Here is a 12,812-nt window from a genome sequence, read left to right as displayed (position 1 = left end):
TGCCGCTCGCTTTGTCAGAATTTCGTGAAAGTGCCTGGATACAGCCCTGAACAAACGTTACCGGATTTTTCGCAGCGCATCGCGAGGGGCTCCGCTAACAAAAAAAGCCCGCCGGTAAAGGCGGGCCAAGGACGTTTTGAAGGGAGAGCCTTTACCTTGCGCCTGCGTGGTTAACTCAAGGTTAAGGCTCGCGCGCATTGACCCTTGGCACGCTTGGGCCTATATAGGCGGGGTTGAGGTGAAAGGAGCCTGCCATGCGTGACGAAGACGATCTGCACGAACCCGAGCACGACCACCTGCTCGACCATGAATTCCACGACGGCTTTGACCCCGAGGCAGATGCCCAAGGCGTGCTGGATGGAGTCGAGGAGGATGAAGACCTGCTCGATGACTTCGACGATGACGATAATCACCCGGCCTGGCACGACGACTGCGACGACTGCGACGACTGACGCCGCAGCCGCAGTCGGCTTAGCGCCGGTCCAGTGAAATGCGCCCAGGGCCTGCGACGGCCAGCGCCAGCAGGCCGCCGATGATGCTCATGTTTTTCAGAAACTGGGTCATGTTGGCGCTGCGCTCGGGGTCGACCATGTTCCAGAACGGGTGGCCGATCAGCGCCGTGCCCAGCACGAACAGCGCGAACAGCAACGCCAGCGGCCGGGTGTAGAAGCCCAGGATCAGCAGGATGGCGACTGCGAACTCCATGACCACCGCCACCGCAGCGGCCAAGGTCGGGGCAGGGGCGCCGAGTGAGGTCATATAGGCTACCGTGCCGTCGAAGCCGGTCAGCTTTCCCCAGCCGGCGAGCACGAACAGGACCATCAACAGAATGCGGGCGAGCAGCAGGATGATGTCGCGTTGCCCTTCGAGCAGTGCATAGCGCATGGCGGCGCTCCAATGAACAGTGACACTGTCCACTCTAGCAGCTAGCTGGCGAATGACTGGCGGAAGGATAAGGTGGGGGAGCAGCAATGGTGCCTCGACCCGGACTCGAACCGGGATGCCTTGCGGCGGCGCATTTTAAGTGCGATGTGTCTACCAATTTCACCATCGAGGCCGATGTGAAGCAGCCGATTAGACACGAAAATATTGCGCAAATCAACGATTTAGGGTGCCTGCTGGCACGAGCTGCCCGCCATGGGCGTGTTGAATACGCGGCCTTGAGGCTCTAGGTTTCCCCCGTGGCCACCTCTTTGTGTATAGCGAAGTGGCCAGGGTGGGTGTTACAGGTAGTCAGGTGTTTCCCGGTACGTCAGACCACAAAACGCGTGACCAATTGGTTGAGGTTGATGGCTAATTGCGACACTTCCCCGCAAGCACTGGCTGTCTGGCTTGCCCCGGCAGCACTTTGCGAGGCGAGGTCGCGGATACGCAAAAGGTTCTGGTCCACTTCACGCGCCACATGGGACTGCTCTTCAGACGCCGTCGCGATTTGCAGGTTACGCTCATTGATTTGCGTGATCGCAGTGGCGATCTGGTCCAGCGAAGTGCTGGCTTCCTGAGCAATGTCCAAGGACTGGTTGGCCAGATCTCGGCTCGTGGTCATCGCCTGTACCGCCTGCTCGGAATCGGTCTGAATCGTTGCAATCATTTGCTCGATCTCTTGCGTCGACAGTTGAGTGCGATGCGCCAACGCCCTGACCTCGTCAGCGACCACAGCAAAGCCTCGCCCCTGTTCGCCTGCCCGCGCAGCTTCGATTGCGGCGTTCAGCGCCAGCAGGTTGGTTTGTTCGGCAATGCCCCGGATAACCTCCACGACTTTGGAGATAGCCTGCGCACGGTTCGACAACCCTTGGATCTGTTCGCTTGTTTGCTCCACGTTGCCGCTGAGCCGCTGGATCGACTTCAAGGTCTGCGCCACCCGGTCCAGCCCGCTCTCGGTAAAGCCTTGCGTGCGTTTCGAGTCCTGGGAGGCGGACTCGGCACTGCGAGCCACTTCATCCACGGCGGCGCTCATCTCGGTAACCGCGGTGGCGGCCTGGTTGACTTCATCATTTTGGGACACCAGGCCACGGCTCGATGCTTCCGTGACGGCGGTCATTTCCTCGGCTGCCGAGGCCAACTGAGTGGAGGAATCGGATATCTGCACAATCGTATCGCGCAGATTGTGTTGCATTTGCGCCAAGGCCTTGAGCAGCCTGGCGGCTTCATCGGTTCCGATAACCTGCACTTCCTTCGACAAGTCGCTGCTGGCGATCCGCTCGGCCACAGACAACGCGTTACTGATGGGGGAGGTAATGCTTTTGGTAAGCAGGACTGCCAGGCCGATGGTCAGCAGCACGACAACGGCTATGATGCTTACGACAAGTGTGCGGCCTGATGAATAGATGCTGGTTGCCATTTCGCCCGCTGCTGCAGCCCCGCTGTTGTTGAAGTCGGTGAGGTCCTTGATCTGCTGTTCCATCTTGCTGGTCAGCGGACGAATGCTCGCGGCAACCAGGCGCACTGCTGAGGGGAGGTCGCCTGCCTTCATCATGGGTTCCAGCAGTTCCAACTGCTGTTGATAAGCGTGCGCGCTGTTTTTAACTTCAGAGAACAAGGCGCGCTCTTTGTCGCTGGCAATAAGTGCCTCATAACCCGCTACGGTGTCGGCCAGGGCCTTGCGGTAGGCAGGGAAGCTTTCAATGGTTTTCTGCAGGCTTTGTGGGTCTGCCAGCCCGCGCTGGGTTTCCAGCCTCAGGCGAAGCGTTGCAGCGTTCATCATCGCGGTTTGGCGGATACTGGCCATCCAGTTCTGCTCGACGTCCTTTTCGATATCGCGCAGCTTGCCCATCTGGACCACTGCAAAAATACCCAGCACCACAACGAGCCCTACGATCAGGGAGAAGAAGAGCGCGGCACGCGGCGCCAGGTTCAGGTTTCTTAGATTCACGGGCGGACTCCGAAGGGGATGATGGCTGCATGCCTAATCATCGTATCGGCCCTGAATGAAAAAAAATGAGATGCCTGACGAGGCTCTACTGAAGGCTTGAACCCGCCCCGAAGTCCGACTTTGCAGAGCAAAGACTTCAGGGCGCAAGGTCAAGAATTGATCGTGGCCGCCAGGTCGCGCATGTCGCCTGCCGAGTCCCGCAGGCCTTGGGCATGGTCATCCAGCGCAGGGGCGTCGTCCTTGTGGATGGAATGGCGCAAATAACGGGCGTGGCCGTCGAGGGCTTCAGACAAGGTGTCCAGGTCGGCGGCGGTGCGCAAAAGGTCGTCTTGCAAGCCTTGCATACGGGGTGTGGCGGGCATGTGGCGTCCTTAACGCTGAAGCGGGCGCCTCTACTATAGGGCATGCCGGGCGGGTTGGTCACGGTCCGACGACAGCCGCGGTAATGGGCGCAGGTTTTAGCTAAGCTGATGATGTCTTTCGCGCCGCTTGTGGAGATCCCATGGTTTCAGCGGACCGCCCGACCCCTCCCGCAACACCCGATACGCGCTATGAACGGCTGGTGCAGTCGGTGGTGGACTACGCCATCTACATGCTCGACCCCACAGGCCACGTGGTGTCTTGGAACGCCGGTGCCCAGCGCATCAAGGGCTATTGCGCCGACGAGGTAATCGGCCAGCATTTTTCGTTGTTCTTTACCGATCAGGACTGCGCTCAAGGTCGCCCCGCACGCATTCTGCAGCAGGCCCTCGAAGAGGGTGTGGCGCAGGATGAAGGCTGGCGCGTGCGCAAGGACGGTACGCAGTTCTGGGCGTTGGCAGCGCTGGATGTGATCCGTGATGAGCAGGGTGAGGTGATAGGCCTGGCCAAGGTGACTCGCGATATTACCGACCGTCGCGATTCGGCCCTGCAGCTCGATGCCATGCGTGCGCAGCTATTCCAGGCACAGAAGCTTGAAGCGCTGGGGCAGTTGACCGGTGGCCTGGCCCATGATTTCAATAACCTGCTGACGATCGTTCTAAGCTCCGCGCGGCTGGCCCTCGGCAGCCAGGACCCCGTGCGCACGCAGCGCCTGCTCGAACATATCCTCGATGCCGGCCAGCGGGGCACCCAGCTGACCCAGCAACTGCTCAGTTTTGCCCGGCACCGCCAACTGAGCCATGCACGCATCACCCCGGCGCAGGTGATCGAGTCTACCCGCAGCCTGCTTGAGCACGCCTTGCCCCGTGGTATCGCACTGGTCCAAGAGGTTCAGCCGGATCTACCGCTGATAGAGGTGGACGCCGGGCAGTTGCAGATGGTGCTGCTTAACCTGATGTTCAATGCGCGCGATGCCATTGCCGAGAAAGGGCAGATACGCCTGGTGGTTGCCAGCGCGCTGTTGGCAGGCGAGGTCGGAGGCCTGCACGGCCTGTTCGTGCGCTTTGACGTGCAGGATGATGGCCAAGGGATCGACCCCCAGGTGCTCCCGAGAATCTTCGAGCCTTTCTTTACCACCAAGGCTTTCGGCAAGGGCACCGGCCTGGGCCTTAGCCAGGTGTATGGGTTCGCCAAGCAAAGCAATGGTGCAATAGCCGTGGCCAGCCAGCCGGGTGAGGGCTGCTGCATGAGCCTGTACCTGCCAGCCTGCGCCGACCACCCATTGCCCTCAATCGACTGACGGATAACCCTCATGGTTGAACAACTCAAGCGCCTGCGTACAGGTATCGCCGGACTGGATGCCCTGCTCAAGGGCGGGCTGGTCATCGGGTCTTCTTATATCGTTCAGGGCCACCCTGGCTCGGGCAAGACCATCCTGGTCAACCAGCTGGCCTGTAATCACGTGCGCGACGGCGGCCGAGTGCTGGTTGCCACGTTGCTCAGCGAATCCCACGAGCGCTTGTTCCAGTACCTGTCGACCTTGAGCTTCTTCGACCGCGAAATGGTCGGTGACACGCTTCAGTTCCTCAGTGCATTCGACACCCTGGAGCAGGACGGGCTGGATGCCGTGGTGCGCCTGCTGCGCGAGGAAATCGCCCGGCACCATGCCAGCCTGCTGATCGTCGATGGCCTGCTCAACGCCCGAGCACAGGCTGCAACCCCCATCGATACCAAGAAGTTCGTCTCTGAACTGCAAGGGCACGCTGCGTTCGCAGGCTGCACGGTGCTGCTGTTGACCAGTTCCAGGCTGGAGGAGGGCAGCCCCGAGCACACCATGGTCGATGGGGTGATCGAACTGAGCGAGCAAATGGCCGGCAATGCCGCTGTGCGCCATGTTCACCTGCGCAAAACCCGAGGTAGCGCAGCACTGTCGGGGCGACATGAGTGCCTGATCGGTGAGGATGGTTTGCAGGTCTTTCCGCGGCTTGAAGCGTTGTACAGCCGCCCCACCCAACCGGGGTCACAGGTGCTGGAGAAAGTCGGTACCGGTGTGCCGGATCTGGACCGCATGCTGGGCGGTGGCCTGGCACAAGGTTCTGTCACTCTGTTGATGGGGCCTTCCGGGGTTGGCAAGACGGCATTGGGCATCGCGTTTCTGGCGGCATCGAGCCGTGAGTCACCGGGCCTGCACTTTGGCTTCTACGAAACCCCGACTCGGTTGCGCCTCAAGGCGCAGGCGCTGGGCCTGGGCATTGATGAGTTGGAGCGCAGCGGCGCTGTGCAGCTGTGCTGGCAGCCCACCACTGAAGGCTTGTTGGATCAGGTAGGTGCACGGCTGCTGGAGCAGGTGCAGGCTTCGGGCGCACGGCGGGTGGTGATCGATAGCCTGGGCGCCTTTGGCAGGCTGGCGCAGGACCCGGCAAGGCTCAATGCGTTCTTTCGCGCCTTGACGGGCGAGTTGCGCGCGCGGGATGTGACGGTGCTGCTGACTTGGGAAATGCGCGACATTTTCGGTGCAGAAATCACCGCGCCCGCGCCTGACCTCTCCAGCTTGGTCGACAACCTGGTGTTGATGCGCCTCGCCGAACTCGATGCCTGTGTCCACCGAGTGCTATCGGTCATCAAAGTGCGCGACAGCGACCATGATCAATCGCTGCAGTCGCTGACCCTGAGCCCGCAAGGTATCCGCCTTGGGCGGGCATTCGAAGGCGCAGCAGGGGTGCTCAGCGGAACTGCGGTGCAGCAGGATGACCGGTGATAGGATAGGGCAATGAACACCATTCTGGTCGTCGACGACGAATACCTGATTGCCGACATCCTGGGTTTTGCCTTGGAGGACGCAGGCTTTCTGGTATTAAAGGCCAGTAACGGCACTAGCGCCCTTGAGGCTTTGCGCGACAGGCAGGTCGACCTGGTGATCACCGACTACATGATGCCCCGACAGAACGGCGAAGAGCTGGCCCAGGCCATTCGCAATGACGTGCGCCTCGTCCACCTGCCAGTGGTGCTGATGAGTGGCGCGCAGGCGGGCCGGGGGCGTGACAGCCCGATGCTGTTCGCCGCAGTGTTCGACAAGCCATTCGACATAGACAGGATGATCGCCAAGGTGCGCGAACTGCTAGGCACCTGAGGGCTGCAAGGCTCCCCGCATGGGCGGGCATGGATCAGTCGCGTCCGTGCGGCTCGATGCTGATGGGCGCGCCGTTACTGATCGTTGTGTTTTTCTGGCGCCGGGCTGCCGGCCTGGATACGTTTGAAAATCTCCTCGCGGTGCACCTGAACATCCTTGGGTGCATCGATACCGATCCTCACTTGCATCCCTTTGACGCCCAGAATGGTGACCTTGATGTCATCGTTGATGACGATGCTTTCGCCGACCTTGCGGGTGAGTATCAGCATGTAGTTCTCCTTGGTGTTGTAGAAAACCGAGGGGCGTTTGCCCGGCGGTTGGGAGCGAGTCCCTCTTCCTTCTCATTAAAGACGCTTTCAGCGCTCAGGAATTCCCCGGCGCAGAAATTCTGTTACCGGTTCTGGCGGTGCAGCTACAGGTACGAACCGCTGATGTCCATCAGCGAAGGCGCTTGTTGGCAAGGATAGGGGGATTGGCACGATATGGGAAATTTCCTTGTGTGATGGGGTAAATAGTCGCAGTCAATGGTCGTCAAGGCGCCAGCGCCTGCAGAAAACGCAACAACGTCACTTCGTCGGCCTCCAAACCCTTGCGCTGACGAGCACGGGGCAAGGTCGGCAGGCGGCCGAGGTGGAAGTGGTCGATCACCGCTGGGTGGATGTAGCAACGCCGGCATACCGCCGGCGTGTTGCCCAGCCGCGCCGCCACTTGGCGCACGATGCTCGCCACCTGGCGTTTGGCTTCGCTGTCCGGCTCCCAGGCCAGCGGCTTTAGCAGGCTTAGCGCCAGGCTGCTGCCGGCCCAGGTGCGGTAGTCCTTGGCAGTAAAGTCGGCGCCAGTGAGTTGCTGGATGAACTGGTTGATCTCGGTGGAACCCACACTGTGGCGCTGGCCGTCCTCGTCCAGGTATTGGAACAGCGCCTGGCCAGGCAGCTCCATGCAGCGCTTGAGCAGCCGTGCCAGGCGTCGGTCCTGTAGCGTCACGTCATGTTCGACGCCGCGTTTGCCGCGGAACTGGAAGCGAATGGTGCTGCCGCGCACCTGCACGTGGCGGTTGTTCAGGGTGGTCAGGCCATAGGAGCGGTTGTCGCGCAGGTACTGGCGGTTGCCGATGCGGATCAGCGTGGCGTCGAGCAGCGTGACCACCAGGGCCATCACCTTTTCCCGGTCCAGGCCTGGCCGCGCCAGATGCGCCTCCAACTGTTTGCGCAAACGCGGCAGTGCCCCTGCGAAGGCCAGCATGCGACCGTACTTGTGCTGGTCGCGTAGCTCGCGCCACTGCGTGTGGTAACGGTACTGCTTGCGGCCCCGGGCATCGCGCCCAGTGGCTTGCAGATGGCCCTGCGGGTCGGCGCAGATCCACACGTCGGTGTAGGCTGGCGGAATCACCAGCGCGTTGATACGCGCCAGGGTGTCGGCATCGCGGATGCGTTCGCCCTGGGTGTCGAAGTAGTGAAAGCGGTCGCGCCAGCGGCGGCGGCCGAAGCCGGGCTGGGTGTCGTCGACATAGTGCAGGCTGGCGGGCAACGGGCAGTCGGTCATCGGCGCAGTCCAATCCAATGGTTCTGCATCAATGGACAACAGCCGCTTCGCTGTTGCTCAGCCCAGTAATGCCACCGATTTGATTTGCGCCCACAGCCGTTGCCCCGGCTGTACGCCGAGCTGCTCGGCCGAAAAGCGCGTGACCCGCGCCAGCAGCGCGTTGCCGCCTGCATCCAGGCTAACCAGAACGTGGGCCGGGTTGTCCGCCGCACGGCATTCCAGCACCCGTACCGGCAGCCGGTTGAGGATGCTCGACACGTTGTCGGCAGCCAGCGTCAGGCTTACATCGCGAGCCTGAACCTTCAGGCGCAGCGTGCTGCCCACATGCAGGTCAGGATGGGCGATACGCAGCAGCGGGCCGTCGCCGCCCGGCAGGCGCAGGTCGAACAGCCCATAGTGCGGGTCGTGGTCGACGACCACCCCTTCAAGCACCACGCCTGCGTCTTCGCCTTGGGCCAATGGCAGGTCAAGGCGCGCCAAGGTCTGCCCGATCGGGCCGCTGGCAATTGCCTTGCCGTTATCCAGCAGCACCAGATGGTCGGCCAGGCGTGCCACCTCGTCCTGGGCATGGCTAACGTAGATCAGCGGAATGTCCAGCTCGTCATGCAGGCGCTCAAGGTACGGCAGGATTTCGCGCTTGCGGGCGCTGTCCAGTGCGGCCAGTGGCTCGTCCATCAGTAGCAGCCGCGGGCTGCTGAGCAGGGCGCGGGCGATACCCACCCGCTGCGCTTCGCCACCGGAAAGGGTGGCCGGCTTGCGTGCCAGCAAGTGGCTGATGCCGAGCAATTGGCAGGCTTGCTCCTGGCTGATCTTGCGCTCGCTGGCAGCCACCCGGCGCCAGCCGAACTCAAGGTTGCCACGCACCGATAGGTGCGGGAACAAGCTGGCCTCCTGGAACACATAGCCCACCGGACGTTTGTGCGGGGCCAGAAAATGACCGCGTGCGCTGTCTTCCCAGACTTCGCCGTTAACCTCGATATAGGCGCTGGTTGCCTGCTCAAGCCCGGCCAGGCAGCGCAGGCAGGAGGTCTTGCCTGAGCCTGAGTGGCCAAACAAGGCACTGACGCCGCGCCCCGGCAATTGCAGGTCGACATCCAGCGTGAAGTCGTCGCGCCGCAGTTGCAGGCGCGCCTGGATTAGTTTGCTCATTTCAGCTCCAGCCTGTCCTGCTGCGGCGGCCGGCATACAGCATCAGCAGCACCAGGAAGGAGAACACCAGCATTGCGCCGGCCAGCCAATGGGCCTGCGCGTATTCCATGGCCTCGACGTGATCGAAGATCTGCACCGAAACCACGCGGGTTTTATCGGGAATATTGCCGCCGATCATCAGCACCACGCCGAACTCGCCCACGGTATGGGCAAAACCAAGAATGCTGGCGGTAACAAAGCCCGGGCGGGCCAGTGGCAGTACCACATGGACGAACGTATCCCAAGGGCTGGCGCGTAGCGTGGCGGCTACTTCCAGCGGGCGCTGGCCAATGGCCGCAAAGGCGTTTTGCAGCGGTTGCACTACGAATGGCATCGAATACACCACCGAGCCAATCACCAACCCCGTAAAGCTGAACACCACCGTCCCCAGGCCCAGCGCCTGCAGCCCCTGGCCGATCCAGCCATTGGGCCCCAGGGCCAGCAGCAGGTAGAAGCCGATCACCGTCGGTGGCAGCACCAGCGGTAGTGCCACCACGGCGCCAACTGGCCCGCGCAGCCAGGAGCGCGTGCGCGCCAGCCACCAGGCAATGGGCGTGCCGACCAGCAGCAGGATCGCCGTGGTAAGGCTGGCCAGCTTGATGGTCAGCCAGACGGCGCCCAGGTCACCGGCGTCGAGCGGCATCAGATTTGGTAGCCGTAGGATTTGATCAGCGCGGCAGCTTCAGGGCCTTTGAGGTAGTCCACCAACGCCTTGGCTGCCGGGTTGTCCTTACCCTTGTTGAGAATGACCGCGTCCTGGCGGATGGGCTCATGCAGCTCGGCCGGCACGATCCACGCCGAGCCCTCGCTGACATTGCCGTCCTTGTACACCTGCGACAGGGCGACGAAGCCAAGCTCGGCATTGCCGGTGGAGACGAACTGGTACGCCTGGGTAATGTTCTGCCCCTCGACGATCTTGGTTCTGGTGGCGTCGATCAGCTTGAGTTTGTCCAGCACCTGGGTTGCCGCCAGGCCGTATGGCGCAGCTTTGGGGTTGGCGATGGCCAGGTGTTTGAATGCGTTTGCCCTCAGTACCTCGCCCTTGGCGTCCACATAGCCGGGCTTGGCCGACCACAAGGCCAGGGTGCCGACGGCGTAGGTGAAGCGCGAACCGGCGACGATCTGGTTTTCCTGCTCAAGCTTGGCCGGGGTGCTGTCGTCGGCGGCGAGGAACACTTCGAACGGTGCGCCGTTTTTGATCTGTGCGTAGAACTGCCCAGTGGCGCCGAACGCTGCGACCAGCTTGTGGCCGGTGTCCTTTTCGAAACCCTTGGCAATGGCCTGGATGGGCGCTGTGAAGTTGGCCGCGACGGCGACCTGAACTTCATCGGCCCATGCGCTGTTGGCCAGCATCAGGCTGAAGAGGGCAGTTACGACCACGTGGGGCGGGCGAATACGCATGAAAACGGCTCCTTGGGGTTATCGTTATAGCATTTACTATATAGCGATAAGCCATTGCCAGGATAGAGGTGCTGCCAAGATCGCCGGGGCCGCTTAGCCAGGCGCTACGCGGATAGTGTGGGAGCGGCCTTGTGCCGCGATGGGCTGCAAAGCAGCCCCAAACTATCGAAAGAGCGTGCGCAGCGCCTTGCCAGCGATGTCCCGCGTCAAAACCTCAGCCCCCATAGGGCGCCCCAGGCGCAGCGCCTGCCCGGCCCACAGGTTGCTGAAATCGCTCTTGCCCTGCGGGTCGGTAATTGCCCGCAGCGGTCTCAGCGCGCCCCCGGCCAGCGGAAAGCTCGGCGCCAGCGGGCTCATCGGCCCAAGCTCACGCATGATGCGGTTGTTGATCCCGCGCGCAGGCCGCCCGGTGAACAGGTTGGTCAGCGCCGTATCGCTGGCTGAGGCGGTGTCCAACGCACGCCGGTGCGCCGGCGAAACCTTGGCTTCGGGGCAGAACAGGTACGCGGTACCGATCTGTACCGCCGACGCCCCCAGCGCAAGGGCTGCGAGCAGGCCGCGGTGGTCAGCGATGCCCCCCGCGGCAATCACCGGCACCTTTACCGCATCGGCGATCTGCGGAACCAGCGCAAAGGTGCCGATCTGGCTGGTGATGTCGCGGCTCAGGAACATCCCGCGGTGCCCGCCGGCCTCGTAGCCCATGGCGATGATCGCGTCGCAGCCCTGTTGTTCGAGCCAGACAGCTTCCTCGACCGTGGTCGCGCTGGACAGCACCTTGGCGCCACTCGCCTTGACCCGCTGCAACAGCGTGGCCTCGGGCAGGCCAAAGTGAAAGCTGACCACTTCAGGGCGCAGTTCTTCAATAAGGCAGCAGGCCTGTTCGTCGAACGGTGCCCGGTTGGACACCGGCGTCGGCGCCTCGAAATCAGCGCCCACCTCGTCGTAGTAAGGCTTGAGCGCCTGCTTCCAGCGCGCATCGTGCTCGGGAGCAGGCTGCGGTGGCTGGTGGCAGAAGAAATTCAGATTGAGCGGGCCCTGGCAGGCACTGCGCAAGGTGGCTATTTCGGCGCGCACCTGCGCTTCGGTGAGCATAGCGCAGGGCAGGGCGCCCAACCCCCCGGCATTACCCACGGCAATGGCCATGGCTGCACCGCTGGCACCCGCCATGGGCGCCTGCAGGATGGGCAACTCGATACCGAGCAGGTCGAGGATGCGGCGGTCGTGCCAGGTGCTCATGGGCAGCTCCTTGAGTGCAGCGGGCTCGGGGCGTTACAGGGCCTTGCTGACCTGGATGTCGCTGATCTTGTCGGCGTCGTCGCCGTGAATTTTGCGCAACGCAGCTTGCGCCTGTTCGAGCGAGGCATCGGCCATGAGTGCGAAGTCCCAGCGGCGCTCGCCGTCGAGCTTGTATTTGATGACGTACTTGATGGTCTGGCTCATGCGTGGCTTATCCGAGTTTCGTCGACGAGCGTCGAATGATTTTGATCTTGGGGGTGAAGGCCGGCTTACGGGTCACCGAAATCGGCCGTGTGGTGACGGTGTCGACGGTGATGTTCCAGAAGCCTGTGCTCGGCACGGTGATGCGTGCTGGCAGTTTTTCGAAATGCCCGCCGTGATAGGTGTGGCGCCCGCCATTCTTGAAGCTGCGGAAGTTGGCGTCGTTCATCAGGCGGATGTTGCAGCGCTGGGAGCCTTCGACGACGACGATATCGTCTTCGTTGAGGTGCTCGCGCTGGTGTACGAATTTCATGGGGTGCTCCGCAAGGATTGGTTCAGCAAACCGGAAAGATATCACGATGTGAGGGTACACTTGCCCCCTTGCCTGGCCCGGGCCATGAGATTTCTGCCAGATAAGGGAGTAAATCCGCCCGGGCGTGGTCACAGCATGCATTTGAAGCAGGAGAGCGTTTACATGAGATGGCTGGTAGTAATGGTGTCGCTGATGATGGGCGGCTGCGCGAGCGTGACGGACCTGGAGCAGACCCACGAAACCATGGATGTGAAGTCCGGCAAGTCACCGCGCGAATACGCCGACTGCGTGAAAGGCAAGCTTCAAGGCAGCCGCGACCCGTTGCAGGAAGTGGCGCGTGGCGAGGACCTGCGCCTGATCGTGCCGCAGAAGCTCTCCGCCACCGGCGGCCCGGCAGCGCTGGTCGATATTGACAAGCGTGGCGATGGCAGTGCCATCAAGGTGCACGAGCGCCTCAGCAACTTCCCATTGCGCCCAGGTGATGTGCGCGACGCCGCGACGGTGTGCATTTCCGGGAATTGATTTAGCGCAGTTCCTTGGCAATTAGCTAGCAGATTGCCACTTTCCTT

General features: G+C 62.1%; 16 protein-coding genes and 1 tRNA gene. 5 read left to right on the top strand and 12 right to left on the bottom strand.

Features of this window, described 5'->3' with window-relative positions; translation table 11 throughout:
* Positions 1–254 precede the first annotated feature (254 nt).
* On the top strand, positions 255–452 hold the full coding sequence (locus HU720_RS07020; protein ID WP_186518520.1) for a hypothetical protein: 198 nt from the start codon (positions 255–257) through the stop codon (positions 450–452).
* 19 nt (positions 453–471) lie between these two features.
* Here HU720_RS07020 and HU720_RS07015 read toward each other — a convergent pair whose 3' ends face one another.
* From HU720_RS07015 to HU720_RS07000, 4 genes are all read right to left on the bottom strand, one after another.
* Complete coding sequence (locus HU720_RS07015; RefSeq protein ID WP_186518518.1) at positions 472–885, bottom strand: DoxX family protein; 414 nt, start codon at positions 883–885, stop codon at positions 472–474.
* A gap of 87 nt (positions 886–972) precedes the next feature.
* Positions 973–1,057 (bottom strand) — tRNA-Leu (locus tag HU720_RS07010).
* A gap of 195 nt (positions 1,058–1,252) precedes the next feature.
* Positions 1,253–2,872 (bottom strand): methyl-accepting chemotaxis protein, encoded by a 1,620-nt coding sequence (locus HU720_RS07005; RefSeq protein WP_186518515.1) that lies wholly within the window; start codon positions 2,870–2,872, stop codon positions 1,253–1,255.
* Positions 2,873–3,021: 149 nt separating this feature from the next.
* Positions 3,022–3,234 (bottom strand): hypothetical protein, encoded by a 213-nt coding sequence (locus HU720_RS07000; protein WP_186518513.1) that lies wholly within the window; start codon positions 3,232–3,234, stop codon positions 3,022–3,024.
* 140 nt (positions 3,235–3,374) lie between these two features.
* Here HU720_RS07000 and HU720_RS06995 point away from each other — a divergent pair, with 140 nt between their 5' ends.
* Genes HU720_RS06995 through HU720_RS06985 form a run of 3 tightly spaced genes read left to right on the top strand, consistent with a single transcriptional unit; the run spans position 3,375 to position 6,362 of the window.
* Entirely contained in the window at positions 3,375–4,532 is a 1,158-nt protein-coding gene (locus HU720_RS06995; RefSeq protein WP_186518511.1) for an ATP-binding protein, read from the top strand.
* 12 nt (positions 4,533–4,544) lie between these two features.
* Positions 4,545–5,990: an ATPase domain-containing protein gene (locus tag HU720_RS06990; protein ID WP_186518509.1), complete on the top strand. Its 1,446-nt coding sequence runs from the start codon at positions 4,545–4,547 to the stop codon at positions 5,988–5,990.
* 12 nt (positions 5,991–6,002) lie between these two features.
* Positions 6,003–6,362, top strand: coding sequence for a response regulator (locus tag HU720_RS06985; RefSeq protein ID WP_186518506.1), 360 nt, complete (start codon positions 6,003–6,005; stop codon positions 6,360–6,362).
* A 74-nt stretch (positions 6,363–6,436) separates the two neighbouring features.
* Here the strand turns inward: HU720_RS06985 and csrA are convergent, their stop codons facing one another.
* From csrA to HU720_RS06945, 8 genes are all read right to left on the bottom strand, one after another.
* Positions 6,437–6,631 (bottom strand): carbon storage regulator CsrA, encoded by a 195-nt coding sequence (gene csrA / locus HU720_RS06980; RefSeq protein WP_138217318.1) that lies wholly within the window; start codon positions 6,629–6,631, stop codon positions 6,437–6,439.
* A 262-nt stretch (positions 6,632–6,893) separates the two neighbouring features.
* Positions 6,894–7,904: a DNA topoisomerase IB gene (locus HU720_RS06975; RefSeq protein WP_186518504.1), complete on the bottom strand. Its 1,011-nt coding sequence runs from the start codon at positions 7,902–7,904 to the stop codon at positions 6,894–6,896.
* A gap of 57 nt (positions 7,905–7,961) precedes the next feature.
* On the bottom strand, positions 7,962–9,053 hold the full coding sequence (gene modC / locus HU720_RS06970) for a molybdenum ABC transporter ATP-binding protein (protein WP_186518502.1): 1,092 nt from the start codon (positions 9,051–9,053) through the stop codon (positions 7,962–7,964).
* 1 nt (position 9,054) lies between these two features.
* Complete coding sequence (gene modB / locus HU720_RS06965; RefSeq protein ID WP_186518500.1) at positions 9,055–9,735, bottom strand: molybdate ABC transporter permease subunit; 681 nt, start codon at positions 9,733–9,735, stop codon at positions 9,055–9,057.
* Positions 9,735–10,493, bottom strand: a complete 759-nt coding sequence (gene modA / locus HU720_RS06960; RefSeq protein ID WP_186518497.1) for a molybdate ABC transporter substrate-binding protein — start codon at positions 10,491–10,493, stop codon at positions 9,735–9,737. Before modA ends, modB begins: the two co-directional genes overlap by 1 nt.
* Before the next feature lie 162 nt (positions 10,494–10,655).
* Positions 10,656–11,729 carry a nitronate monooxygenase family protein gene (locus HU720_RS06955; protein ID WP_186518495.1) on the bottom strand — a complete coding sequence of 358 codons (1,074 nt, stop codon included), beginning with the start codon at positions 11,727–11,729 and terminating at the stop codon, positions 10,656–10,658.
* A gap of 33 nt (positions 11,730–11,762) precedes the next feature.
* The gene (locus HU720_RS06950) at positions 11,763–11,933 is read right to left on the bottom strand and encodes a hypothetical protein (protein WP_186518493.1); all 171 of its coding nucleotides are present in this window, start codon (positions 11,931–11,933) and stop codon (positions 11,763–11,765) included.
* Between the two features lie 7 nt (positions 11,934–11,940).
* Positions 11,941–12,243 (bottom strand): DUF1883 domain-containing protein, encoded by a 303-nt coding sequence (locus HU720_RS06945; RefSeq protein ID WP_186518491.1) that lies wholly within the window; start codon positions 12,241–12,243, stop codon positions 11,941–11,943.
* A 162-nt stretch (positions 12,244–12,405) separates the two neighbouring features.
* On the opposite strand from HU720_RS06945, the gene HU720_RS06940 reads away from it, so the two are divergent.
* Complete coding sequence (locus HU720_RS06940; RefSeq protein ID WP_186518489.1) at positions 12,406–12,765, top strand: hypothetical protein; 360 nt, start codon at positions 12,406–12,408, stop codon at positions 12,763–12,765.
* The last annotated feature ends 47 nt before the right edge of the window (positions 12,766–12,812 follow it).

The sequence above is a fragment of the Pseudomonas sp. SWRI51 genome (assembly GCF_014268825.1).
GTDB classification, from domain to species: Bacteria; Pseudomonadota; Gammaproteobacteria; order Pseudomonadales; family Pseudomonadaceae; genus Aquipseudomonas; species Aquipseudomonas farsensis.
Note: the sequence above shows the minus strand (reverse complement) of the source record. Positions and strands in the feature narration are given on the sequence as shown.

Bases quoted from the DNA above. Each gene is read 5' to 3' on its own strand.
- HU720_RS07020 (WP_186518520.1), top strand. From the start codon at position 255: ATGCGTGACGAAGACGATCTGCACGAACCCGAGCACGACCACCTGCTC.
- HU720_RS07015 (WP_186518518.1), bottom strand. From the start codon at position 885: ATGCGCTATGCACTGCTCGAAGGGCAACGCGACATCATCCTGCTGCTC.
- HU720_RS07000 (WP_186518513.1), bottom strand. From the start codon at position 3,234: ATGCCCGCCACACCCCGTATGCAAGGCTTGCAAGACGACCTTTTGCGC.
- HU720_RS06995 (WP_186518511.1), top strand. From the start codon at position 3,375: ATGGTTTCAGCGGACCGCCCGACCCCTCCCGCAACACCCGATACGCGC.
- HU720_RS06990 (WP_186518509.1), top strand. From the start codon at position 4,545: ATGGTTGAACAACTCAAGCGCCTGCGTACAGGTATCGCCGGACTGGAT.
- HU720_RS06985 (WP_186518506.1), top strand. From the start codon at position 6,003: ATGAACACCATTCTGGTCGTCGACGACGAATACCTGATTGCCGACATC.
- csrA (WP_138217318.1), bottom strand. From the start codon at position 6,631: ATGCTGATACTCACCCGCAAGGTCGGCGAAAGCATCGTCATCAACGAT.
- HU720_RS06975 (WP_186518504.1), bottom strand. From the start codon at position 7,904: ATGACCGACTGCCCGTTGCCCGCCAGCCTGCACTATGTCGACGACACC.
- modC (WP_186518502.1), bottom strand. From the start codon at position 9,053: ATGAGCAAACTAATCCAGGCGCGCCTGCAACTGCGGCGCGACGACTTC.
- modB (WP_186518500.1), bottom strand. From the start codon at position 9,735: ATGCCGCTCGACGCCGGTGACCTGGGCGCCGTCTGGCTGACCATCAAG.
- modA (WP_186518497.1), bottom strand. From the start codon at position 10,493: ATGCGTATTCGCCCGCCCCACGTGGTCGTAACTGCCCTCTTCAGCCTG.
- HU720_RS06955 (WP_186518495.1), bottom strand. From the start codon at position 11,729: ATGAGCACCTGGCACGACCGCCGCATCCTCGACCTGCTCGGTATCGAG.
- HU720_RS06950 (WP_186518493.1), bottom strand. From the start codon at position 11,933: ATGAGCCAGACCATCAAGTACGTCATCAAATACAAGCTCGACGGCGAG.
- HU720_RS06945 (WP_186518491.1), bottom strand. From the start codon at position 12,243: ATGAAATTCGTACACCAGCGCGAGCACCTCAACGAAGACGATATCGTC.
- HU720_RS06940 (WP_186518489.1), top strand. From the start codon at position 12,406: ATGAGATGGCTGGTAGTAATGGTGTCGCTGATGATGGGCGGCTGCGCG.